Source organism: Pseudobutyrivibrio xylanivorans, from assembly GCF_010906925.1.
Classification (GTDB): Bacteria; Bacillota; Clostridia; order Lachnospirales; family Lachnospiraceae; genus Pseudobutyrivibrio.
Genome location: NZ_VTVE01000004.1, coordinates 222851 through 246005, shown reverse-complemented (window position 1 = coordinate 246005; position 23155 = coordinate 222851). Strand labels below are relative to the sequence as shown.

Annotated in this window: 22 protein-coding genes; 1 reads left to right on the top strand and 21 read right to left on the bottom strand. The window is 38.2% G+C overall.

All coding sequences use genetic code 11. From position 1 onward, the window contains the following. Positions 1-7 precede the first annotated feature (7 nt). The 13 genes from F0Q01_RS12405 to F0Q01_RS12345 form a co-directional block, all read right to left on the bottom strand. Entirely contained in the window at positions 8-727 is a 720-nt protein-coding gene (locus F0Q01_RS12405; RefSeq protein ID WP_090152393.1) for a Stp1/IreP family PP2C-type Ser/Thr phosphatase, read from the bottom strand. Next, positions 727-1791: a 23S rRNA (adenine(2503)-C(2))-methyltransferase RlmN gene (rlmN, locus tag F0Q01_RS12400; protein WP_090489084.1), complete on the bottom strand. Its 1065-nt coding sequence runs from the start codon at positions 1789-1791 to the stop codon at positions 727-729. Before rlmN ends, F0Q01_RS12405 begins: the two co-directional genes overlap by 1 nt. Further along, positions 1770-3041 carry a 16S rRNA (cytosine(967)-C(5))-methyltransferase RsmB gene (rsmB, locus tag F0Q01_RS12395; protein WP_090489082.1) on the bottom strand — a complete coding sequence of 424 codons (1272 nt, stop codon included), beginning with the start codon at positions 3039-3041 and terminating at the stop codon, positions 1770-1772. The genes rlmN and rsmB overlap by 22 nt, the downstream gene beginning before the upstream one ends. 53 nt (positions 3042-3094) lie before the next feature. Further along, on the bottom strand, positions 3095-4030 hold the full coding sequence (fmt, locus tag F0Q01_RS12390; RefSeq protein WP_090489080.1) for a methionyl-tRNA formyltransferase: 936 nt from the start codon (positions 4028-4030) through the stop codon (positions 3095-3097). 175 nt (positions 4031-4205) lie between these two features. Next, positions 4206-4886 (bottom strand): hypothetical protein, encoded by a 681-nt coding sequence (locus F0Q01_RS12385; protein WP_090489078.1) that lies wholly within the window; start codon positions 4884-4886, stop codon positions 4206-4208. A gap of 187 nt (positions 4887-5073) precedes the next feature. Next, positions 5074-6240: a tyramine oxidase subunit B gene (locus F0Q01_RS12380; protein WP_242941873.1), complete on the bottom strand. Its 1167-nt coding sequence runs from the start codon at positions 6238-6240 to the stop codon at positions 5074-5076. 20 nt (positions 6241-6260) lie between these two features. Then, complete coding sequence (locus F0Q01_RS12375; RefSeq protein ID WP_090489076.1) at positions 6261-7655, bottom strand: APC family permease; 1395 nt, start codon at positions 7653-7655, stop codon at positions 6261-6263. A gap of 12 nt (positions 7656-7667) precedes the next feature. Next, positions 7668-8045, bottom strand: coding sequence for a P-II family nitrogen regulator (locus F0Q01_RS12370; RefSeq protein ID WP_163927261.1), 378 nt, complete (start codon positions 8043-8045; stop codon positions 7668-7670). Between the two features lie 39 nt (positions 8046-8084). Beyond that, positions 8085-9227 carry an NAD(P)/FAD-dependent oxidoreductase gene (locus F0Q01_RS12365; RefSeq protein ID WP_090489072.1) on the bottom strand — a complete coding sequence of 381 codons (1143 nt, stop codon included), beginning with the start codon at positions 9225-9227 and terminating at the stop codon, positions 8085-8087. A gap of 1 nt (position 9228) precedes the next feature. Continuing rightward, positions 9229-9546, bottom strand: coding sequence for a (2Fe-2S)-binding protein (locus tag F0Q01_RS12360; protein ID WP_090489070.1), 318 nt, complete (start codon positions 9544-9546; stop codon positions 9229-9231). Between the two features lie 11 nt (positions 9547-9557). Next, positions 9558-11135, bottom strand: a complete 1578-nt coding sequence (locus F0Q01_RS12355; RefSeq protein ID WP_090489068.1) for an FAD-dependent oxidoreductase — start codon at positions 11133-11135, stop codon at positions 9558-9560. Positions 11136-11175: 40 nt separating this feature from the next. After that, entirely contained in the window at positions 11176-11484 is a 309-nt protein-coding gene (locus tag F0Q01_RS12350; protein ID WP_090489066.1) for a (2Fe-2S)-binding protein, read from the bottom strand. 15 nt (positions 11485-11499) lie between these two features. Continuing rightward, entirely contained in the window at positions 11500-11892 is a 393-nt protein-coding gene (locus F0Q01_RS12345; RefSeq protein WP_090489064.1) for a Rid family hydrolase, read from the bottom strand. 278 nt (positions 11893-12170) lie between these two features. Here F0Q01_RS12345 and F0Q01_RS12340 point away from each other — a divergent pair, with 278 nt between their 5' ends. Continuing rightward, the gene (locus tag F0Q01_RS12340; RefSeq protein ID WP_090489062.1) at positions 12171-13055 is read left to right on the top strand and encodes a LysR family transcriptional regulator; all 885 of its coding nucleotides are present in this window, start codon (positions 12171-12173) and stop codon (positions 13053-13055) included. On the opposite strand, the gene F0Q01_RS12335 is transcribed toward F0Q01_RS12340, so the two are convergent. From F0Q01_RS12335 to rlmD, 8 genes are all read right to left on the bottom strand, one after another. Beyond that, positions 13052-14968 carry an NAD(+) synthase gene (locus tag F0Q01_RS12335; RefSeq protein WP_090489060.1) on the bottom strand — a complete coding sequence of 639 codons (1917 nt, stop codon included), beginning with the start codon at positions 14966-14968 and terminating at the stop codon, positions 13052-13054. The two genes, F0Q01_RS12340 and F0Q01_RS12335, sit on opposite strands and share 4 nt — an antisense overlap. A 128-nt stretch (positions 14969-15096) precedes the next feature. Then, complete coding sequence (gene asnB / locus F0Q01_RS12330; protein ID WP_090489058.1) at positions 15097-16986, bottom strand: asparagine synthase (glutamine-hydrolyzing); 1890 nt, start codon at positions 16984-16986, stop codon at positions 15097-15099. Between the two features lie 79 nt (positions 16987-17065). Continuing rightward, positions 17066-17779 carry a hypothetical protein gene (locus F0Q01_RS12325; RefSeq protein ID WP_090489056.1) on the bottom strand — a complete coding sequence of 238 codons (714 nt, stop codon included), beginning with the start codon at positions 17777-17779 and terminating at the stop codon, positions 17066-17068. Continuing rightward, entirely contained in the window at positions 17769-19187 is a 1419-nt protein-coding gene (locus tag F0Q01_RS12320) for a sensor histidine kinase (protein WP_090489054.1), read from the bottom strand. The genes F0Q01_RS12325 and F0Q01_RS12320 overlap by 11 nt, the downstream gene beginning before the upstream one ends. Then, positions 19187-19843 carry a response regulator transcription factor gene (locus tag F0Q01_RS12315; protein WP_090489052.1) on the bottom strand — a complete coding sequence of 219 codons (657 nt, stop codon included), beginning with the start codon at positions 19841-19843 and terminating at the stop codon, positions 19187-19189. Before F0Q01_RS12315 ends, F0Q01_RS12320 begins: the two co-directional genes overlap by 1 nt. 97 nt (positions 19844-19940) lie before the next feature. Next, complete coding sequence (locus F0Q01_RS12310) at positions 19941-20768, bottom strand: zinc ribbon domain-containing protein (RefSeq protein WP_090489051.1); 828 nt, start codon at positions 20766-20768, stop codon at positions 19941-19943. Between the two features lie 62 nt (positions 20769-20830). Continuing rightward, positions 20831-21709 (bottom strand): SPL family radical SAM protein, encoded by an 879-nt coding sequence (locus tag F0Q01_RS12305; RefSeq protein WP_090489049.1) that lies wholly within the window; start codon positions 21707-21709, stop codon positions 20831-20833. Between the two features lie 54 nt (positions 21710-21763). Next, positions 21764-23152, bottom strand: a complete 1389-nt coding sequence (gene rlmD, locus F0Q01_RS12300; RefSeq protein WP_090489047.1) for a 23S rRNA (uracil(1939)-C(5))-methyltransferase RlmD — start codon at positions 23150-23152, stop codon at positions 21764-21766. Positions 23153-23155 lie beyond the last annotated feature (3 nt).

Below are 23155 nucleotides of genomic sequence, written 5' to 3'. Positions count from 1 at the left end.
TGTAAGATTATTCAACAATAATAACTGAGATATTGTCCTTGCCACCGTAGCTATTTGCCAGTTCCACTAAACGAGTGGCACGGTCTTCAATACTGTCCGCTGATTTGAGTATTGAAAGAATCTCTTTGTCTGAAACCATATTTGTAAGACCGTCTGAACACAGTAAAATATGCTCACGGCCCTTAAGAGCAACATCAAAATAATCTGCAGCAATAGCGCTCTCAGCACCAACTGCTCTTGTAATCATATTTTTACGCTTGTCAGTGCGAGCATCATCTTCATCAAGCTCACCTGTACGAACAAGCTCTGCAACAACCGAGTGATCCTTGGTCACTTGCAATACCTTGGATGAGTTGGCAACATACAGTCTGCTGTCACCTACATTTGCCACGAATAAATGACCATCTATAATGGTGGCCATAACAAGTGTAGTGCCCATACCTGCCTTGCCAGGGTCTGATTTAGACTCAGCGTAAATCAGATTGTTAGCAGTCTGAATTGCCTCTTCAAGAATTCTAACAGGCTCTGTCTCTTTTGACTTCTTTATGCAATTAATAATTGTCTCGACGCATTTTGCAGAAGCATAATCGCCTGCCAGTTCTCCTCCCATGCCATCGGCAACCAAATACAAATTAGGTAACTTGCCGACAGCTGTGTCTGAATAAAAGATGGCATCCTGATTAACCTTACGCTTAATACCTACATCAGTTTTTGCACAACTTATCATTAAATAGTCCCTTTCGAAGCGTCCATTTTGCGCTTTCTCAACTGTCCACAGGCCCCGTCAATATCCCGGCCCATTTCCCTTCTAATAGTAGCATTATTGACATATTTTTCAATCTTTTTTTGGAACGCATAGGCTCTGTCCATACTAGGACTAACGAAATCTCGTTCCTTGATTGGGTTGACTGGAATCAGATTAACATGGCAATTAAGATGGCCAATTAACTCTCCTAATTCCTTTGCGTCTTCATCACGATCATTGACTCCACCCACAAGTGAATATTCAAATGTGATGCGCCTTCCAGTCTTCTCAAAGTAATACTGACATGCATCTATAAGCTCGTGGATATCGTATTTGTTAGCGATAGGCATAAGCTCAGCTCTCTTAGCTTGATTAGGTGCATGGAGAGAAATTGCAAGAGTGATTGTTAAATCCTCCTCTGCCAACTGTTTGATTTTAGGAACAATGCCACAAGTGGACACTGTAATATTTCTCTGAGAAATGTTCAGTCCATTCTCATCAGATAATAGTCTAACAAATTTTACTATATTATCATAGTTGTCCATAGGCTCGCCTGTGCCCATGACAACAACATTAGAAACTCTCTCACCAGTATCTCTTTGGATAGCATATATCTGGCCAAGCATCTCTGAAGGTGTCAGATTTCTCACCCAACCATCCAAAGTAGATGCGCAAAAGCGACAGCCCATTTTACATCCCACCTGAGATGAAATGCACACAGAATTGCCGTGTTTGTAGCTCATCCACACACTCTCTACCATCTCGCCATCGTATAATCTAAATAGATATTTTCTAGTGGCATCGATTTTAGAAATCTGCAAATCTATCTGCTCAAGATTATGATAATTGCATTTAGCCAGTAGCTTTTCCTTAAGGGACTTTGGAATATTTTTCATCTCATCATAGTCTAATGCCAGATGTTGATGCATCCACTCATAGAGCTGCTTTGCTCTAAATTTTGGCTCACCTAAATCCCCTGTAACATAATCTGTAAGCTCTATTAAATTAAAGGATCTAATATCAACTAATTCTTTTTCATTACACATATAAAAAATCCATCATGTTCTCTGTCAGGTAAAAGCTGAGTCATCTCTTCCATCTTAAAATCCTTATGTGATGATAAGAAGTGCTCTACCTGATTTTCATTTTCATCTTTATTGATGGTGCATGTGCTATAGCACAAAACTCCACCATCCTTAACATACTCACAAACAGTATCAAGTATCTGTCCCTGGAGAGCAACAAGCTCGGCAAGGGTATCTTCTGTCTGATTGTATTTTATATCTGGCTTTTTCTTAATAATTCCTAATCCAGAACAAGGTAAATCCGCAATTACGATATCGTATTTACGAACTGCATCTTCATCAAGAACTGTGGCATCCCATTTGACTGCAGTCACATTAGTAGCACCAGTTCTATTAATATTCTCCTGAATAAGTGATACCTTAGCGTCTGTTAAATCTCTGGCAACAACCAGTCCATCACTTGCCAATTCTCCACAGTGGAGAGCCTTGCCTCCAGGAGCAGAGCATACATCAATAATATGGTCTGTAGCCTTAACACCTGCAAGCTTTGGCACTAGCTGGGATGAATAATCCTGAACGTAAAACAGACCCTTTTTAAATGCATCTAGGGATGCCAATGAATCGTAGCCTGATATATACAAAGCGCTGTCAAGTGAATCGCATATACGAACTTTAACCCCAGATTCCTCTAAGTTCTTTACTAAATCTTCTCTAGTAATCTTAGATGTATTAACTCTTACGCAAAGATCCTGTGGCTCCAAAAAGCCAGCCATAATGGCCTCGGCCTCATCTACCCCGTAGTCTTTTGTCCATTTATCTACTAGCCACTGAGGTATTGAGTATTTGACGCATAGCTCTTTAAATTCTATTTTGTTTTTATTTCTAGAAATATTTCTAAGAACACCATTTACAAATCCTGAAAGACCTGCAAATCCTCTCTTTTTTGCCAGCTTAACATACTCATTACAAGTGGCAGAATCAGGAACTGCATCCATATAAAATATCTCATAAACTCCCATTCGCATAATGGTACGAATGAGAGGTTTCATCTTTTTTGCTTTTGTTTTAGAAAAACTGTCGATAATGTAATCCAGCTGGATTTTCCTCTCAACAGTGCCATTTACCAGGCGATTGATAAAGGCCCTCTCGTTTTTATCCAGAAAAGAATATTTATCAAGGACAGCCTTTAGGTAAATATGAGAAAACTGACCATGCTCCAATATTTCAATCAAAGTCTCAAGGGCGATTTCTCTATTGCTAATTCCTGCCATTTAATAACCTCGTTTACTTCATAACTCTGGATTAACATCCAAAGTAATAGCTATTATTCTCTATTTGAAGAGAATGTTGCTCCCGCTTCAAGTGCATTACCTCTAAGGAAATCACCTGCATTCATACGCTTCTTGCCCTCAAGCTGAAGCTCATTTATCTCAAGAGCCTGCTTGCCACATGCTACCGTAAATACGTTTTTATCTACAGAAATAATAGTACCTGGAGCACCAGTTTTATCTACCACTGTGGCCTTCCAGATTTTTACCTGCTTGCCATTTAAAAATGTAAATGCTGATGGCCATGGATTGAGGCCTCTAATAAGGCGCTCTATTTCTTCCGCTGGCTTGCTCCAGTCAATATTTCCCATTTCCTTTTTAATCATGCCAACGTGTGTGGCCTGTGATTCATCCTGAGGAACAGGAGTAATCTCACCTCTTTCAAGAGCCTCGATAGTTTTAACTGCAAGCTTGCCACCATCAAGTGCCAATTTATCAAATAAGCTGCCGCCTGTCTCGTCAGCTGCAAGCTCTACCTCTGACTTAAGAAGCATATCTCCATCATCAAGTCCTGGCCCCATAAGCATAGTTGTATTACCAGATACTTTCTCGCCATTTATAACTGCCCACTGAATTGGAGCGGCGCCGCGATACTTAGGAAGAAGTGAGCCATGGACATTTACACATCCAAGACGTGGCATATCAAGAATTACCTTTGGTAAAATCTGGCCAAATGCAGCTACAACAAACACATCCGCCTCATATTGCTTCAGATACTCCACTGATTCCTCAGCTCTGATTTTAACTGGCTGATATACTGGAATATCATGTTCCATAGCAAACTCCTTAACCGGAGTAGGCTGAAGCTTACCGCTACGTCCCTTTGGCTTATCTGGCTGACTAACTACAAGTATTACCTCATGACCAGCCTCATATATTGCCTTTAATGTCTCCACCGCAAAATCTGGTGTACCCATGAAAACTACTTTCATCTATATCGAGTCCTTTCAAAAAGCCTACTGTAAATTACACTGTAAAACTCAATCAGTGCAAAAAGCAAAAAAATAAACGTCCTAAACAGACACAATAAGTGTACCATTTTAGGACGTTTTTGTACAATCTGCCGGCTTTTTAGACTGCTGCTGCCCCTAAAACAGGCATCAACTATTATTCCACAACCACTGTAAAATCAACTATAGATGCATCAAAATACTCATCTGCAAGCTGGTTGTATTTCTCATCATTTTCTAAAGTCTCTTCTTCACCATCACCTTCTTGATAGTAGTATGTCTCGCTTCCATCTACTCCATAATCAACACCAGCTGTAGCCACATGAACAAGCTCACTGTTTTCTATAGTGTACTTGCTGATTGAGTGACCTCTTCCTACATACAAAACGCCATCCTCTACCGCAATAGGATAAGCTGTTCCTGCAGCAACCACACTTCCAATCTCTACAGGCACACCATCAATATAACAAAAGATTATGGAATCTATAGATGCCGTATGGCCTTCTTGATCATCATAAGTCATATCACACACAAGAAGAACATCCTCATCACCAATTTTCTCGTTGGCATAGCCCATTCCAGGCTCAAGCTTTTTATCTACTATCTGAGTGAAAGTATCGCAACCAGAAATATCAATTTCTGGAAGTACTGGCTCTTCCTCATCAGTGCTGTCCACTTCTTCTACAGCCTCAGTCTGCTCCTGAGAAGCTGCTGATTCTATAGCATCTTCAACTGCCTGCTGCTCTTCTTCAGGTGCTACAGCCTCTTCAGTCTTTCCACATCCAAACACTAATACCATAGATGCAACAATAGGTACTATTGCTAATCTCTTTTTCATAAAATTACCTCCGAAATCCCGTCTAAACATGTAATAGCTTCTGGTACACAAAAATCATACCAATTATAAATATAACACTTTTCAGTAAAAATGCGAAAAAGACGCCCACAAATTATAGTAGACGCCTCCCTCGCTTTATTATGGAGAATACTGATTATAAGTTGTTTATATGTTTATATGATTATACTTAGAATAAATATGGCTTATCCCAAAGATTAAGCTTTGTACCAATTCCAAGCTCCAATGCTTTTTCATAGCACTTCTTGCCCCAAGCAACATCCTCAACAGGCATGCCACCTACTGAATAAATGATAATTTCATCATCTGATGTTCTGCCCTCTTCCTTGCCGGCAAGAATTGCACCGAGGTTGATAATCTTGTCCTTTGAAAGCTTTCCATCGTGAACAAGATCAAGCCACAAACATCCTGGAATATAAATCTGATTATATGTTGGATAAGGATACTCCTCAGCCCAAGCCTCGTATAGTTTAATATTATCGCATACAAGCTTCGCCTTGCCGCTACAGATAAATTCATCTGAAAAATCACAAGAACCTGGGACACAGAATAATGCGCCTGGTTTAATCCATTCTTCTTTAACAAATGGATACTGGCTTCTATCCATACCCATTGCAGTTGATGTAGCAAAACTTAAGATATCTGAATCTCTTACACATTCCTCCAAAGTGTCAACCACCTTAATTGTCTTAAACTGTGGAAGATTTTCCTTTACAAATTCAATACATCTATCGATTGAAGCCTTACCTCTACCTTTAATCTTTAATGTATCAAGTGTTGGTCGAAGGGCTGCAAATGTTTCTATAGCTGTGATATTGATTACGCCTGGTCCTACGATACCAAGTACCTTTGCATCCTTAACCGCCAAATTCTTTACGCCAGCACCTGGGATACCAGATGTTCTATAAGCAGATAAAAGGTTTGCTGACATAAGTGAAAGTGGAGCTCCTGTATCCTTATCATTTAGCATTACCATAAGAATAGATCTAGGAAGACCTTTTTCTCTATTTTCAACATTTGAGCCGTACCATTTCATACCTGCCATATCTGTCTCGCCACCAACGTATGCTGGCATGGCCATAAATCTTCTATCAGGACCACTCTTTGGCATGTTTGGGAAAATTGGATTGTCAGGGAAAGTAATCATTGTTCCGTGAGAGTTTCCATTTTCACCACCCATTAAATAATCACCTTTATCAAGTGTTACAAGCAACTCTTCCATACAAGAAGTGCAAGCTTTAACATCATTAACACCAGCCTTAATCATATCCGGCTCACTTAAATAAAGTAAATCAATCTTTGTATCCTGAAAATCCTTTGTCATTACATCTGCCATAACATATTCCTCCTTTATACTTAACCTACTTTTTTATGAAACTTTGAATATAAATCACTTTCCATGGCCATCACCTCTTTAATAGCATATGGCTGAAATAATGGTCTTTTTACCTTTATCTTTACCCAAAAGAACGAATAAATAGAAAGAGCAACAATGGTGATTCCTACAACTTTATAAATCAAAAGCTTTACCTCTACACTTGGATCAATGCTATAAATCATATAGCCCGAACCTAAAATTCCAAGTATCGGAAGTAAATTTCCAAATGGCACCTTAAAATTTCTAGGTGCATTTGGCAAACGTCTTCTAAGAAGTAGCACATCAAGATTTGATACCATATAGCTTATGAGCCATAAAATAGCAAGAACCGCAATCATAAAGGAAATTGAATCAGTGGATGATAATCCTGTAATATTCACTACCAAGAAAAATGTTGCCACTATTACTATTCCTATATATGGAGCTCCCTTTTTATTTGTCTTTTGAAAAAACGCTGGTAAAAGTTCAATCTTTGACATACCCATCAATATGTATGAAAGAGAACTCATTATCGTATTTACGGAACTAATTGCTGCAAGCAGTGTAACTACAAGCATCCAATATCTACCAATTGGTCCTAACAACATCTTGCCATATAGAATCTGTGGTGTAGTACTTGCAGAAAGTTCATCCCACTGAGTGTAGTTTTTAAAACCTAGTACCATAAAAATCTGCATAGCAAGGATAATTAACATACTAAGAATCATTCCAAGGGGAATATCTCTTTTTGCATTTCTGCAATTTTTTGTAAGAGGAATTACATATTCACCACCTACGAAAAGGAAAAATGCCAATCCACAAATTCCGGTAACGCTCTTAAAATCCGATGCAAGTACTGCAGGTTGATTCACCACTTCTCCGGTTCCAATTCCAAGAGTTCCTAAAACTCCCATAATTACAAGAGACGCTATTAGTGCATAGGCAACAAAATCCTGAACTTTAATAAATACATCAACACCATTTAGATTAGTAATCAACAAGAATCCAATAAGAACCGCTGTAAACACCCAGGGTGGAATACTACCACCAAACATTGAAGAAAATGTATTTCCAAATACAGCTCCCTCAACTGAGCCAGCCAAGGAGTTACAGAGTAAATAGCCTCCAACCATACAAATAATTGTGATAAAAGGTCCGACGCCAGCAAGGGAAAACTGAGCAAGTCCCCCTGTAAGATTTGGCATAAGTGCATTTAATTCTGCAACTGATAAAAGTGTTAAGATGTTTACAACACAGGCAATTGCCATGGTAATTATAAATGGTGTACCAATCCCTCCAGCTCCTATTCCAAGTGATAATAAGCAACTGCTTGCCACTACAAGTCCTACGCCGGTAGCAATTACGCTTCCCAGTCCAATCTTCTTTTCACCCATAGAACTCCCTCCTTAATCAAGTGTGCCTTCTTTTAGTGCATCCATTCCTTCCTCACCAGTACGAACTCTAATGGCATTTGTAACTGGTGTAACAAAGATTTTTCCATCACCTATGTGACCTGTATAGAGGGATTTCTCTACAAAATCAAGAAAGCTATCCACTTCTCTTGTAGGAAGTACCACCATAACCACTTGCTTTGAAAGTAGTCTTAACGAATCACTTTTTTCATTCTCATATTCTTGAGTGCCAAGCTGAACTCCACACCCCAAGGCGTTATAAATTGTCATTCCAGTAATACCAAATCGAGAGGCATTTTCTGTAAGCTCTGAAACTTTTGCTTCCCTTGTAATAATTTCTACTTTTGATAACTCTTCAATCGCTACTCTCATAAGCATATCCTCCTATGGTTTATTTCTTATAAACTGATTCTAGATTTTGGCTTTAAAACGGCCATATCTTAAACCAGAAATATCAACTGTGGTTGCCCCATCAATAATAAGTCTTGCAAGCTGCTCTCCTACCGCTGGTGCTATACCAAATCCATGTCCTGAAAAAGCACAAGCAACAACTAGTCCTGGCACCTCGTTAACAAATCCAAGAACAGGTACACCATCCTGACAAATATCAAGATAACCAGCCCATGTTCTAACAATCTTTGCATTTGCAAGAGCTGGGAAATACTTCATAATTCCTCGGCAAATACAAGGGGATGTGATTGATGCATTACTTGGAGAATTCTTTGGACCTGTATTTTTATTATTAAGTTCAAGTCCTGACATTCCACCGAATACAAATGAGCCATGATCTGACTGATGTCCATAAAAATCTGCTTCTGCAGTTCCAAGCATCTGGTCAAACATATGAGGCTCAGCCTCAGTTACAAGACATTCACAAAGTTCTTGATGCATTGGAACATCTACTCCAACAGTTTCAAGAATTTCTCTTGATTCATATCCTGCTGCAACTACAACATAATCGCCTTCATATAGGTTTTCTTCTGTATATACTTCTCTAAGTTTTCCTTTTATTTTTCTAAGTCTTGTTACCTTTTCGCCAGTGATAAATCTAACTCCCTGTTCCCTTGCTTTTTTGTAAAATGCAAGTGTTGTAACCATTGGATTTGCATGACCATCTGTTGGACACCAACTAGCGCATGTTACTTCATCTGAAAGATAAGGATTAATTTCTTTAATCTCGTCGGCGTCAATCATTCTTACATCTAAGCCACAAGCAACTGCTCTATCTGTAAGCCCCTGGAGTATTTCTTTATGCTTCTCGTTTTTTCCAAGTCGTAAATTGCCATCTTTGTGATATTCACAATCAACTCCAAGTTCCTTAGAAAGCTCTGGCCAAAGTTCTTTGATTCCATACATCGCAAGTGGAAGTTCTCTGGGGTCTCTACCTGATTGTCTTACACCGCCACCGTTTCTTGAGGAACCGCCATTTCCAATATTTTCACTAGCCTCCAGAACGATTACTGATTTACCTCTCTTACTAAGGTAGTAAGCTGTTGCACATCCTATAATTCCACCACCAACAACCACTACATCCGCTTTGTTTTTGTTTTCCATATCAGCTCACCTCCTTGCCAAGAACCTTCATCTCCGTTGGTCTCATAGGAGAACGAGCTGTTGCCGGCTCAAGCTCCGCTGGACTTACTCCAAGTTCTCTTGCAACAATTCCTTTTACAAGTCTTGAACAAGTTTGCCCTTGGCAAAGTCCCATTCCTGTGCGAAGATATCTTCTTATTTCTGTCATTGTCCACATACCTGCATGAACTGCTTTTCGAATCTCTCCTTTTGTGATTTCTTCGCATCTGCAAATAAGCATGTCATCATCTGGCTGAGGAACAAATCCACCAATATCAACTGATCTATCAATTACACTCATCTGATTACCTCCTAACTGCATTTGAAAAATCTTGCTTTCATTGCATATTCCTTTGGAACTTTCATAGTGACAAGATTTGTATGATCAAAAGCCTTCACGCTCTTAACTGATACAATTTCAGCGTCACAAATCTTCTCTCCATTTCTAGAAAGTCCATAGCCTTTATCCCCAACCTCCGGTAAAGGTAAGAATTCATAAGGAAGTGTCACAGTTGCTGTACCGTCGCCGCAATCCTCATCAACAAGGAAAATTGCCTGACCAGAACAACTAGCTACGCACATTCCGCAGTTAATGCAATTGCTATCCTCTTTAATAAATGGAAGGCAAGTAATGTTATTCCCAATTGAAATACATCCTTTGCTGCAAGCATCCTGACATGGGTTACAAGGAATATTCTGAGTACACTCCATAACTGGATGAACACCTACCTTGTGAACAACACCTGGGAATCTTTCAATTTCGTCATCAGCTACATAGCCTTTCTTTAAAAGATTCATTGAAATATCAATTCCCTCTTCAGTCTTCTCAATAAGCTTTCCTCTATTTTTAGGAGCAAACATTCCTTGTCTTAGGCTTTCCAAATCCTTTTCAAGTTTTAATAGTTCTGCGTCCTTTTCCTCATCTGTGATGTAGCCTAAGTATCCGCAAACACAAACACCAGCCATCTTACCTTCGATCATTGCCGAAGATGCTTCTTCGATTCCGGAAACATCTCCTGCTGCAAATACACCTGAAACAGAAGTTTCTCCATATTCATCAACGATAGGTACCTGTCCGCCTCTTTTTGGATTATCCTCCATTTCACAACCAGCCATCTTAAGAAGCTGAGACATTGGGGAAAGACCAACAGCCATACAAATTGTATCTACCTCAAAATATTTTTCTGTTCCTTCAATAGGTCTAAATTTTTCATCAACCTCATTGATAGTGACACCAGTTAGCTGATCTGTTCCATGAGCTTCCTTGATGGTGTGAGAAAGATAAAATGGTACTCCGCATCTTGCCACCTTAGCAGCATGAACACCATATCCACCAATCTTTGGAGCTGCATCTACAAGTGCAACCACCTCACATCCTGCCTGAAGCAGCTGGAAGGAAACTACAAGTCCTACATTTCCTGAACCAAGCATTAAAATCTTTTTACCAGGCTGAATTCCATGGATGTTCATCATTGTCTGAGCTGCACCAGCTCCAATAACTCCAGGAAGAGTCCAACCTGGGAATGTAACCATATTCTCTGCTGCTCCAGTAGCTACAATTACTGTATCGCCCTTGTAATGCTTGATTTCTTCACCGATTCGTACACTTACTTCTTTATCTGAATATAATCCGATTACCGTCGCCCCAAGTACTACCTCTACACCTACTTCTGCAGCTTCTGCTAAAAGTTCTTCTCCTATATGAAATCCTCTGATTTTTGCATGATGTTCTTTTGAACCAAAGAACTTATGAATTTGCTTAAAAAGTTGTCCACCTGGCTTATCATTTTCATCAAATACGATTACATTAAGTCCTCGTTTAGCTGCCTCAATTGCTGCTGATAGTCCAGAAGGGCCAGCTCCTACAACTATCACTTCATATCTATCCATCTAACACACCTCCCGTTTTACTATAATTTCTTTCTGCCTCTTACATTGCCTTGACCCCGTCCTGTGTCTGTACGGTCATGCCTTCCTTCAGAGGTGTCACACAAGTTCTGATATTTGGTTCTCCATCTACTACCATTACGCAGTCTGTACATCTTCCGATTGCACAAAACAAACCTCTTGGTTTATGTTCCTTTTTCGTATATCTATGAATCATTACTCCATTTGCTTTAAGTGCAATTGCAATTGGCTCGCCTTCATATCCCTGCAAGTCTTTGCCATCGAATGTGAAAGATACCAGTTTCTTTTCTTCCTTTACTCCAAGTATTGGATGTTCAGTTATTCTACTCATCTTGGCCTCCTTGCTTTATTCTGTAAGCATTGCTTCCATTTCAATCTCAACAAATTGTGTCTCACGATTTAGTCTTGATATTTCAACCATTGTGTTTAAAGGTTTTACTTCTTTAAAGAATTCTGAATAAGCTTCGCATATTTCTTTTCCTTGGCTAATATCAGTTGTGTAAATAAAAACTGAGAATACATCCTCTTTCTTAGCTCCTGCCTGTTCCAAAAGCTTTATCTGTTTATCAAGTACATATTTTGTCTGCTCATATGCATCAACTCCATAAACTGTTCCATCAGGCTGAACTGATGTTGTTCCTCCTATTTTTATATAAGGTCCAACCTTTACCATTCTCGAATAACCAACCTTCTCTTCAAGTGGTGCGCCTGAGCTATAATTTGTTCTAGTCAATTCCATAACACTTACCTCACTTTCTTATTCTCATATAACAAAGGCGCTCACACATTTTGTGTGAACGCCTTTGTTCGTCAGTGTTAATAACGTTGATTGATTGTTGTTGAGTAATTTATATCATTATCAGACAAATTGTTAAAGCACTAATTTTATTTATCTGCTAAACCATTTGGTTAAAGTAACTTGACTTTATGCTACCTATAGATATAATAAATCTAACAAATGCAAAGGCGCACGGTTTCTAATCGTGCGCCTTATTTTTTTGTAAGGGGGATTAAATTATGAATCAGCGTCAGCTTAAATATTTTCTTGAAGTATATTCAACAAAAAGTATTTCAAAAGCAGCAACAAATCTTTTTGTAACACCTCAGGGAATCAGCAAAACTATTGCTGCCTTAGAAAAGGAACTTGGTGTAAACCTTTTTGAGCATCACCATAATAGAATAGTTCCTACAAAAGATGCTGCTCGTTTGTCAATTCATGCTCGTAACATTCTCGATGAATACGATTTAGTTTCTGATAGATTATTCAAAAGTCATAGTACTATTAAAACAGTTTCTATCTATTGTTCATATGATGTACCCCAGCTAATTCCAGCTAAATTTTTCAAGAAATTCAATGATAGCTTTCCGGAAATACGAATCAATATGAAAGAATTCACTGATGATTATATCTTCGATAAGATAAAAAATAATAAGGTTGAATTAGCCATAGTACCTGGCCCATTCAACCCTCATTACTTTGATTATGAACAATTATGTACTGAACCATTTTGTCTGGTTGTTAATAAAAAACATCCTCTTGCCCAAAATGATACCGTGTCTTTTTCTGAATTAACAGGTGAATCTATTGTAGTAAAAGATGCCAAGTCATCTACTAGCATAAATCAGCTTTATAATTTTGATCACCCAGTGGAATTTCCCAATATAATTCTTGAAACCTCGGACGTTCACTTGATTCACAAAATGGCTGAAGAAAATTATGCCCTTGGAATGAGTCTTTTATATCTAGCCAAAAAGAATACTTCCGACAAAATTAAAGTGCTGAGATTCAAAGAAGACACTCTTGTAAAAAAACTATATATTGTCAGCAGCAAGGGCAACATATTAAGTGCAGAAGCTAATGCATTGAAGGGTGCCCTAGTAGATTATTTTAAAAATGCTTAAAGACATTCTAACTCCTTTAGCCACATAGCTGCGCTGGCATCTGATGGCATTCTAAGGTCTCCCCTTGGCGATACTGCAACCGAGCCCACCTTAGGGCCATCTGGAAGACAGCTTCTCTTAAAGTGTTGTGCAAAAAATCTCTTACAAAAAATCTTTTCCCATTTTAATATTTCTTCATCCGAATACTGATTCGTAAATGCGATTTTTGCCAAACGATATATCTTAGCGGGACTCTGCTGAAGTCTAAGCATATGGTAAATGAAGAAATCATGCAGTTCGTATGGTCCCACCAAATCTTCTGTTTTCTGGGATATTTCTCCTTTGGTTGGAGGTAATAGTTCTGGAGACACAGGTGTATCCAACACATCATAGAGAGTTTTACTTAAAACATCTTTTTCACAAGTATCTGCATAGTATTGAACTAAATATCTAACTAGAGTCTTTGGAATGGAAACATTTACAGCATACATAGACATATGGTCACCATTATATGTTGCCCATCCAAGTGCAAGCTCCGACAAATCACCTGTACCAATTACAATGCCATTTTCTTTGTTAGCTATATCCATCAAAATCTGAGTACGCTCTCTAGCCTGACTATTTTCATAAGTTACATCGTGATTATTTGGGTCCTGTTCTATATCATTAAAGTGCTGCTCTACCGCATTTACGATACTAACTTCCTTAAATGTAGCTCCAATCTCTTTTATCAATCTGACTGCGTTGTCATAGGTTCTGTCTGTGGTTCCAAATCCAGGCATAGTCACAGCAACTATTCCTTTTCTATCGAGACCTAAATAGTCAAAAGCTTTTGCAGTAACAAGTAGTGCAAGTGTAGAATCAAGTCCGCCAGAAATACCTATTACTGCTGTCTTACATCCTATATGCTCTAGTCTCTTTTTTAGCCCCATTGCCTGAATAGTAAGAATTTCATTGCTTCGCAATTCACGCTCCGCTATCATTGAAGGAACAAATGGCTTCGGTTCTATGATTCGTGTCAAATTCGTCTCAATTATTTCTAGAGTGAAATTCGTATATACGTATCTATTTTCATTATTCTGCGAAGTCTGATAAGTCGTCATTTTCCTCCGCTCCGCTTCTAGATATTTAGTATCAATTTCTGAAACAGTCATTTCTTCCCCCAAAAGCTTTGATTCCGAAAGAATTTTACCATTTTCAGATATGATATTATGTCCGGAATAGACTACATCCTGAGTAGATTCACTAGGACCTGCTGATGTATATATATATCCACACACAAGCCGCGCTGACTGGCTATTAACGAGATTTCTTCTATATCTGGCCTTTCCTATAATCTGATCAGAAGCAGATAAATTTACAATTACATTTGCCCCTTCTAAACAATGATTAACACTAGGTGGATTTGGCACCCACAAATCCTCGCATAGCTCTACTGCGATTCTAAGAGATGGCATATCCTCACAAGTGAAAATTTGATTTGTTCCAAAAGGTATTTCTTCCCCATCTATTACTATTGTGGTTTGAATATCTTTTCCTGACATAAAATGCCTTGCTTCATAAAATTCACTGTAGTTAGGCAAATATATTTTAGGCACTATTCCCTGTATTTTCCCCCTAGAGATTGCTGCTGCAACATTGTAAAGCTTTCCATTAAAATCTAATGGCAAGCCCACAAATATTATTCCATCAATATTCCTACTATAATTTTTTATAGTCTTTAAGCCACATTTTGCTGCTTCAAGCAAAGCATCCTGCAAAAACAAATCCTGACAAGTATAGCCTGTAATGCTAAGTTCTGGAAACACCATTACCTTAGCATCCTTTTCCGCTGCCTCTTGTATTCTCTTCACTATTTCCTGGCAGTTATAATCCACGTCAGCAACTTTAACATTAGGAGTTATTGCTGCCACTTTTATGAAACCGTCTTTCAATTCTATTTCTCCTTTTTAATAACTTTTTAGCAAACAAAAAAGCAGACAATGAGTCCCTTTTAGACTTCATTGTCTGCTTGCTATTATATTATCACTATCTAGCAGCAAATTACAATAAACCAACTCTCCTATGCATGTAAATAAACTGGTTTCATCTGCTCATTTTGGGGATTGATTTTCACTTCCTCTCTAACTGGTTCGAAAAATCTTTCATACCAGATTAAAAATACATATATGCACCAGATATATCTCCAGTAATCTCCCTTATTAGACACATGCTTTTCTAACATACGCACTAACATCTTGCTGTTAAAAAATTTCTTTGCAGTCTGGCTTTCAAATGCATCTTTTATTTTCTGATGATAAGGTTCCTCCTTTATCCAGTCTCTAATAGGTACAGGGAAACCCTTCTTCATTCTATTTGCCGCCTCATCACCTACTACCTTTTCAGCGCATTTTCTGAAAGCAATTTTTGTAGCTTCTTTATTAGCTCTATATGAAACAGGCAAACGACTAGCTACATCAAAAACTTCCTTATCCAAAAATGGAACTCTAACCTCAAGACTATGGGCCATGCTCATTTTGTCTGCCTTTAACAGAATGTCTCCAACTAACCATTGAGTTAAATCAGTCTTCTGCATGTAGTTTATATCATCCTCAACAGATTCTGTGGAATGAACTGATAAAGAGACTTTTTTCTTTTCTACTCCAATGTAATTTTTAAGAAGTTTTCTTTTTTCCTTTTCAGAAAACAAACATGTAGGTCCAATATATCTGTCCTTTACAGAGCTAGCATGTCGTACAACAAAATTTCTGCCTGGCATTGAAGGCAATAATTCTGCAATGGCACCTATTCCCTTTCTTATAATAGGATTTATTTTGTTATACCCCTGCCACATAAATGGCTCTTTATAGACATTGTATCCGCCAAACAGCTCATCTGCCCCCTCTCCCGAAAGGCATACTTTTACATGTTTTGCTGCCTCTTCATCTATAAAGTAAAGAGCTATACTAGCTGCATCTGCCAGCGGCTCATCCATGTAATACTGAACCTCTCCAACCCTATCGAAAAATTCTGTTTTTCCAAGAATCCTTGAATAATTCTTGTAATCCTCTGATTTTGGAAAACTTTTAACCTTAGATGATTCATCATATCTTTCTTCATCATATCCAAGGGTAAAGGTCTTGTCCACCTTAGAAATTGCAGATAAATAAGTAGAATCCACTCCAGAGGAAAGAAAACTTCCAACCTCTACATCACTTATCTTGTGAGCCTTAACAGAATCTTCCATAATCTCGCTTATCTTATTTGCGAATTCATCAATGGAAGTCTCTTTATCTTCATTTCGAACTGGATACCAATACTGCACCAATTCCATTTTTTCACCGCGTCTAACCAGATAGTGGGCTGGTGGCAACTTGTAAACATTTTTAAAAAATGTCTCATCTCCTGGCGAATACTGATAAGTTAAATAGCGTTCTAATTGCTTCATATTTAGCTCTTTTTCAAAATCTGGATGTTCAAGAAAGCTCTTTATCTCACTTCCAAACATGAAATTTCCATCTTTTAAATAATAGTAAAATGGCTTGATTCCAAAATTATCTCGTGCACAGAAAAGTTCTTTATTTTTTGCATCCCAAATAACAAAGGAGAACATTCCCCTGAGTTTTTTAGGCAATTCATAGCCCCATTCCTCATAGCCATGAATTAAAACCTCTGTATCACAATTTGTTTTAAATTCATGTCCTATAGCAATTAAATATATCCTTAACTCTTTGTAATTATAAATTTCTCCATTAAAGGCACATACTATGGATTGGTCTTCATTTTTCATAGGCTGCTCGCCACCATCCACATCAATAATTGCCAATCTTCTATGTCCTATTGCAATATTCGCATCATAATAAAGCCCACTTCCATCCGGTCCTCTATGGGCAATTCTATCCATCATTTTTTCTAAAACTGATACATGAACCATTTTATTCTGCTTCTGTGTATAACCAACTATTCCACACATAAAATAGCACCTCCTTACTCATCTAACATGATAATAAAGAGGTGCATCTATATTTGTTCGTTAATGCATCAAAATTGCATCATTCGAAAGTATCTATTCCCGGAGTGACATTAAACCCATAATCTGTTAAGTAGAAATTCAGACAAAATCTACCATATGCTGTTTCTTTATAGTATTGCTTAGTATTTCTGTTGTAAATTGAACCCTCATCATAATAATCGTCAAACTTGATTCCAACAGCATCAGAATAAGTCTCAAATAGCTTTTCATGATACGTTTCCAAATCAGCCACATCGTATGTTGATTCTTCAGTGACATAGGTTATTAAAAGAATTTTCCCTGTCTCATCATCTATTGTCAAAAACAAATAGTTTTTGGGAAATGATTGGGTTTGCATATCTATTACCCAATAGGCTCCCGAAATATTAGAATCACTATCGCTATATACTCTATAGCTCCAATATTCTCTTATACTATAATCATCAAAATCCTCTGTAATTAAGCCATTCTCATAATATGAAGAAAGACTGTCCTTTATTGTAGACCTTAAGTTATCAGCTTCCAGATTCATTTCACTTTCTGGTGTTTCCATACGTATTCCATTAATAATCAGGTATATTAAAGATTCCGTATCAATCTTTTTCCCAAATTCGATGGTTTTTATATCTGATGTATAAATCTTGCCATCTGATATTGCATCACTCGATTTTAAAACTATAACAGGGAGACTAAAAAAGAATGCCATGATTACAAGAGAACACACTATTATAAGAGATGTTTTTTTATTTTTCATAATCCACCTCCTGGCTCATGTTACCAAATAGCTGTACCACTACACGGCTTCCACTTCCTGGCTTGCTGGTAAAGACCATATTTCCATTGTGAAGATCAACTATTCGCTTACAAAGTGTAAGTCCAAGACCTGCTCCTCCCTGGGCTCTTGAACGAGATTTATCTACACGGTAGAAGGCCTCGGTAATCTTTGCTAATTCCTTGTTTTCCATACCACATCCCGTATCAGAAATATCAAACTCACAGCCGCCTTTTATACCTCTTGCTATAACCTTAACCTTACCATTTTCAGGAGTAGCTTTAATGGCATTATCAATAAGATTATAAAGAAGAGATTTGGCCAAGTCTGGCTCTATAAAAATATATACATCATCACTTGATACTACAAGATTAACGTTTTTCTTTCTAGCAAGAGGATATGTAGTAGTAAGAATCTGCTCCATAAAAGCCCTCATGCTGATTTTTCTTAATGTAAAAGTATCCTTTTCCATTAAAAGCAAATCTAATATCTTATGAGAAAGCTTTTCTAGACGCTGTCCTTCTGAATAAATATAATTAGCGGCGGTTAATCTATCGTCCGACTCTAGGGCTCCCTGCCTCATCAAATCTGCATATCCGATAATTGAGGTAAGTGGAGTTTTTAACTCATGGGCAACAGCACCCATAAAGTTTTCTTTACGCTGAACATCCTCTTTCAGCTGCTGAATATTCTCCTGTAACTGATCTGCCATAATATCAAAATCTCGAGATAGCTGTTCAAACTCATCGCCTGTCCTAAGACCAGTTCTCATAGATAAGTTTCCACCAGCTATTTCTTTTGTAGCATTTGTCAAACTCTGCAAACGTTTTGTAAGAATATTTGCAAACAGTATTGCCACTGCCACACCTAAAATTACCACCATAACATATATAGCCCAAAACATTCTCAATTGGCTCTTCCATTGCTTATATGATGTAGAAAGATCAAATGAAGCACGCAGGTCTAATACATCATTTTTGGTACTCATCTTGCTATAAAGTAGCAATCGTCGGCTGCTTCCCTCATTGATATGAACATAAGAATAGGTCCCTTCTTTTGTACTATTTACATAGTTTAAAATAAGGGACTGGTCACCACTTTCCAAAATAGTCTCTCCTGATGATTTTATGGAAAGAGCCTGCCAATGGGCCATATTTCTTTCAACCATTTGATCAATCAATTCCTGCATATTTTGTGCAGAACTAGCTGAAGAAAAATGATTAATCATCATAAGATTATTCTGTAATGTCTCATATTCATTTATAATTGCACTTTCCTCTTCTCCTAAAAGAGAGTAGTAAGATGAAGAAATAAGCAAAGTTCCACCTATACCAAAAGCAAGAGAAATCAAAAGTGCAAAAGATACAATGAGCTTCAGCCTATAGTTCATCAGTTCACCACCAATCTATAACCTACCGTATAAACAGGCTTGATCTTGTCTGTCCACCCAAGTTTCTTTTTCAGTCTTTGAATATGTAACTCTACTGTTCTTGTATTTTCTGGATATTCTCCACCCCAAACCTGCTCGTAAATGGTCTGCTTATAGAGAACAATCCCAGGATTTCTGGCAAAGATTAAAAGGAGGTCATATTCCTTTTTTGTCAAATTAATCTCCTGTCCATCTTGCTGTACTGTCATGGCAGAAGTATTGATTACCAACGAATCTATATTAATAGTATCTTGAAGCTTGCCATGACGTCGCAAAATACCCTCAACTCTAGCAGCCACCTCAAGCATCTCAAAAGGCTTAACTATGTAGTCCTCTGCACCTAGACGCAGGCCCTTTAATTTGTCATCCAAAGCACATTTTGCTGTCAAAAAGACAACAGGAATATTCATGTCTCTTATATATTCCATCAGCTCAAAACCATCAACGCCTGGCATCATCACATCAAGTAAAATTAAATCAAATAGATGCTTTTCAATTTTCTCTAGTGCATCATTTCCATCATAGGCACAAACACAATTATATCCAGCCTTAGTCATGCCCATTTTGAGTAAGTCAGCGATAGGTTTTTCATCGTCTACAATAAGTATGTTAATCATAGCAATTCTCCCAAAGAATCTATCATTCTACAATAATCCTACTTTATAAATGTATCATAAATGCATCAAAGCCGTTACCATTTGCAGTTTTAAATATTTACCAATCAGAATCCCAGTCTGTACCTCCTGAATCCCAGTCATCCCAATCAGAATCCCAAGAGCTATCACTATCCCAATCGCTATCGTCGTCATCGCTTCCTGCATCATACCAGGAAGAATCTTCAAATTGAGAACCATCATGATCGTATATACGGTAATCTCTATAAGTATCTGAATTAATTGTAGAATTCAGCTCACTTTCATCCCAAACAGAATCCCAGGAGTCCGTGGCCAAATCATATATATACCAATCATTATCCTGATAGTAGTAATCATTCCCCTTATATCTGTAATATCCCTCATTTGGCGATTTATCAAAAATAGCCACAACGGAAGAAATTATAATAATTAAAACCACAGTGAAGATAACAAGAAATATTGATACATCTGAGCTAGTTCTGCTACTTCTGTTCAGATTACATGAATAACCCGAAGATGATCTACTTCTTCCTCTACTGTGTTCCTTTTGGTCAGCTATCTCAGCACGAAGTCTCTGATAAAGCTCATTTACAGCATATCCCTCATCACTACCTTCATAGCGAACAGTTCGCTCACCAGACGCTTTGTTTTTATATACAACAAAATCACCCTTGCTATTTTTGTAAATTCCAAAGGCCTTTGGTTCTTTGATATCTTTGCCTATAAAAAATCTTGTAGTCTCCTCTGGTGGAAGATTGTGAGCAACATACCATTGCTTTAGCTCTTCGATTGTCTTTGGCTCACCACTTGCCATACGATTGACAGCAGAAATCGATGCCCCACAATTAGGACACCTATCAAGGCCCTCATCAATCATCTGACCACAATAGTCGCACTTTATTTTCATATTTATACCTCTTAATTATTTATAAATCCCCTATTTATAATTCATAGAAAATAGCATCTAGTCTACAAATCAAATATACTCATCTGAGAATACTTTTCTGGCAATTCATTCATGTAAGAAAAGCATTCCTCTGGAGTTGATAAAATGCCATTTTCCTTACATATCTTTTTAAGTATATTTCTTAATTCTCTTGCGTTAGGGCTTGGCAGTTCGTAGGTATTCCCATAGGTTTCGATATATTTCTCCTTTAAGCCAGGAAAATACTTATCAAGAGCCTGATAGTAATATTCTCTATCGCCTTCTCTAAGGGTTAGTCCCATTCCAAAATCAATTATTCCCTTAACTCCTACACGGGCACACTCATTTAAAATTGAAGTAATATTTTCCTCGGTGTCATTTATAAAAGGAAGAATTGGTGTAATCCAAACTACAGTTGGAATCCCCCGCTTTTGCATTTCTTCTAAAACTTCTATGCGTCGTTTTGTGTTGCAGACATTAGGCTCTATTATTTTGCACAACTCATCATCATAGGTTGTGAGTGTCATCTGCACCACACACTTTGCAGAACGATTAATCTCATCTAAAAGATCTATATCACGAAGAATTCGGTCTGATTTTGTAATCATCGTAACACCAAATTCGTATTTACGAATAATCTCAAGACACTTTCTTGTAAGCTGCAGCTGTTCCTCACAATGCATATAAGGATCAGACATAGAGCCGGTTCCTATCATACACTTTTTCTTTTTGGATTTTAGGGCCTGTTCCAACAATTCCGGCGCATTCTGCTTTACCTCTATGTCCTCAAATGGATGGTCAAACTGATAACATCTACTCCTACTATCGCAATAAATACATCCATGGGAACATCCCCTGTATATATTCATTCCATAGTGGCTACTGTTTCCATTGAGTATCCCTTTGGCATCAACAAAATGCATCGTTTGCTCCCCCATCGCTTCTTAATGGTCCACTATCCCCGTCCCCTAGGGCCATTACTGTCTCTCTATTTTTGCCACTGTCTCTACATGGTAAGTGCCTGGGAACATATCCACGCATGCAAGGCGAGTTACCTTGTAGCCTCGGGCGAGGAATACCTCTAGGTCGCGGGCAAGGCTTGTTGGCTTGCATGAGATGTACACGAGCGAATCTACCCCGTAGTCGATAATCTTATCGAGAGCCTTTGGATGGATTCCATCTCGTGGTGGGTCTAGGATAATGTAATCTGGCTTTTCAGTGATATCATCGAGAACCTTCAGTACGTCTCCTGCTATGAAATCGCAGTTATCAAGGTTGTTAAGCTTAGCATTTTCTTTTGCAGCCTCTACTGCCTCTGCAATTATCTCAACACCTGTTACGTGCTTAGCTGCAGGTGCAATAACCTGCGCAATAGTACCTGTGCCAGAATAGAGGTCGTATACTTCTGCGCCATCTGCCCCTGCTGCAATGAAGTCTCTAGCTGTGCTATAGAGAACCTCTGCACCAAGTGAATTAGTTTGGAAAAATGAAAATGGTGTAATTGTAAATGAAAGTCCAAGAATCTCTTCCTTGAAAGAAGTATGGCCGTATAAAATCTCTGTGCCCTCATCTGCAACCACATCTGCTTGTCTATCATTTTTAGTATGAAGAATACCTGCAATCTGTCCCGTCCATGTTGCAGCTAAAAGCTCCTGCTTCCATCCCTCTAAAAGTGCAATCTCATACAGGGATGAAATCTGAGTGCTAGTAACCAAGTCAACAAGAATCTCGCCTGTCTTAGCTGCTTTTCTAACTAGAAGATGACGCAGATATCCCTCATGTGTATTCTTGCGATAGTATGGCTGATTAGATCTAGCAAAATAATCTAAAGTGATGGTGAGAACCTGTCTCATATCAGAGTCGATAATCTGGCAACCGTCAACTGTCACAACATCATAGAAGCTGCCCTTTTTATGCATGCCAAGAGTAAGAGGTCCATCCTTGACCTCATCTCCAAATGAAAATTCCATTTTATTTCTGTATTCAAATTGATTTGGACTGGCCTTGATACCCTCGTATGTATCATTCCAAACATCTTCACCAATCACAGGAACCATGAGATCATGTATCATGTCCTCTTTTATTTTAAGCTGGTTCTCATAGGAAAGAGACTGGTATGTACACCCACCACATCTGCCAAAATGAACACATGCAGGGGCGTCCATCTCAAGTGGAGATGGTGCATCTACAGAAAGCAAATTGCCCTGGGCCTTTTCCTTTGATGACTTTTTGACTCTCACAGACACAGTCTGACCTGGAAGTACTCCCTTAACCCTAAGGCGGTCTCCCTCGGCTGTCTCTATTATTCCCTTGTTAGGAAAAGAAACCTTAACTACTTTTCCCTGAACTATATCTCCACGCTTCATATA

Coding starts and splice junctions, on each gene's coding strand:
- F0Q01_RS12405 (WP_090152393.1), bottom strand. CDS start 727: ATGATAAGTTGTGCAAAAACTGATGTAGGTATTAAGCGTAAGGTTAAT.
- rlmN (WP_090489084.1), bottom strand. CDS start 1,791: ATGTGTAATGAAAAAGAATTAGTTGATATTAGATCCTTTAATTTAATA.
- rsmB (WP_090489082.1), bottom strand. CDS start 3,041: ATGGCAGGAATTAGCAATAGAGAAATCGCCCTTGAGACTTTGATTGAA.
- fmt (WP_090489080.1), bottom strand. CDS start 4,030: ATGAAAGTAGTTTTCATGGGTACACCAGATTTTGCGGTGGAGACATTA.
- F0Q01_RS12385 (WP_090489078.1), bottom strand. CDS start 4,886: ATGAAAAAGAGATTAGCAATAGTACCTATTGTTGCATCTATGGTATTA.
- F0Q01_RS12380 (WP_242941873.1), bottom strand. CDS start 6,240: ATGGCAGATGTAATGACAAAGGATTTTCAGGATACAAAGATTGATTTA.
- F0Q01_RS12375 (WP_090489076.1), bottom strand. CDS start 7,655: ATGGGTGAAAAGAAGATTGGACTGGGAAGCGTAATTGCTACCGGCGTA.
- F0Q01_RS12370 (WP_163927261.1), bottom strand. CDS start 8,045: ATGAGAGTAGCGATTGAAGAGTTATCAAAAGTAGAAATTATTACAAGG.
- F0Q01_RS12365 (WP_090489072.1), bottom strand. CDS start 9,227: ATGGAAAACAAAAACAAAGCGGATGTAGTGGTTGTTGGTGGTGGAATT.
- F0Q01_RS12360 (WP_090489070.1), bottom strand. CDS start 9,546: ATGAGTGTAATTGATAGATCAGTTGATATTGGTGGATTTGTTCCTCAG.
- F0Q01_RS12355 (WP_090489068.1), bottom strand. CDS start 11,135: ATGGATAGATATGAAGTGATAGTTGTAGGAGCTGGCCCTTCTGGACTA.
- F0Q01_RS12350 (WP_090489066.1), bottom strand. CDS start 11,484: ATGAGTAGAATAACTGAACATCCAATACTTGGAGTAAAGGAAGAAAAG.
- F0Q01_RS12345 (WP_090489064.1), bottom strand. CDS start 11,892: ATGGAATTGACTAGAACAAATTATAGCTCAGGCGCACCACTTGAAGAG.
- F0Q01_RS12340 (WP_090489062.1), top strand. CDS start 12,171: ATGAATCAGCGTCAGCTTAAATATTTTCTTGAAGTATATTCAACAAAA.
- asnB (WP_090489058.1), bottom strand. CDS start 16,986: ATGTGTGGAATAGTTGGTTATACACAGAAGCAGAATAAAATGGTTCAT.
- F0Q01_RS12325 (WP_090489056.1), bottom strand. CDS start 17,779: ATGAAAAATAAAAAAACATCTCTTATAATAGTGTGTTCTCTTGTAATC.
- F0Q01_RS12320 (WP_090489054.1), bottom strand. CDS start 19,187: ATGAACTATAGGCTGAAGCTCATTGTATCTTTTGCACTTTTGATTTCT.
- F0Q01_RS12315 (WP_090489052.1), bottom strand. CDS start 19,843: ATGATTAACATACTTATTGTAGACGATGAAAAACCTATCGCTGACTTA.
- F0Q01_RS12310 (WP_090489051.1), bottom strand. CDS start 20,768: ATGAAAATAAAGTGCGACTATTGTGGTCAGATGATTGATGAGGGCCTT.
- F0Q01_RS12305 (WP_090489049.1), bottom strand. CDS start 21,709: ATGCATTTTGTTGATGCCAAAGGGATACTCAATGGAAACAGTAGCCAC.
- rlmD (WP_090489047.1), bottom strand. CDS start 23,152: ATGAAGCGTGGAGATATAGTTCAGGGAAAAGTAGTTAAGGTTTCTTTT.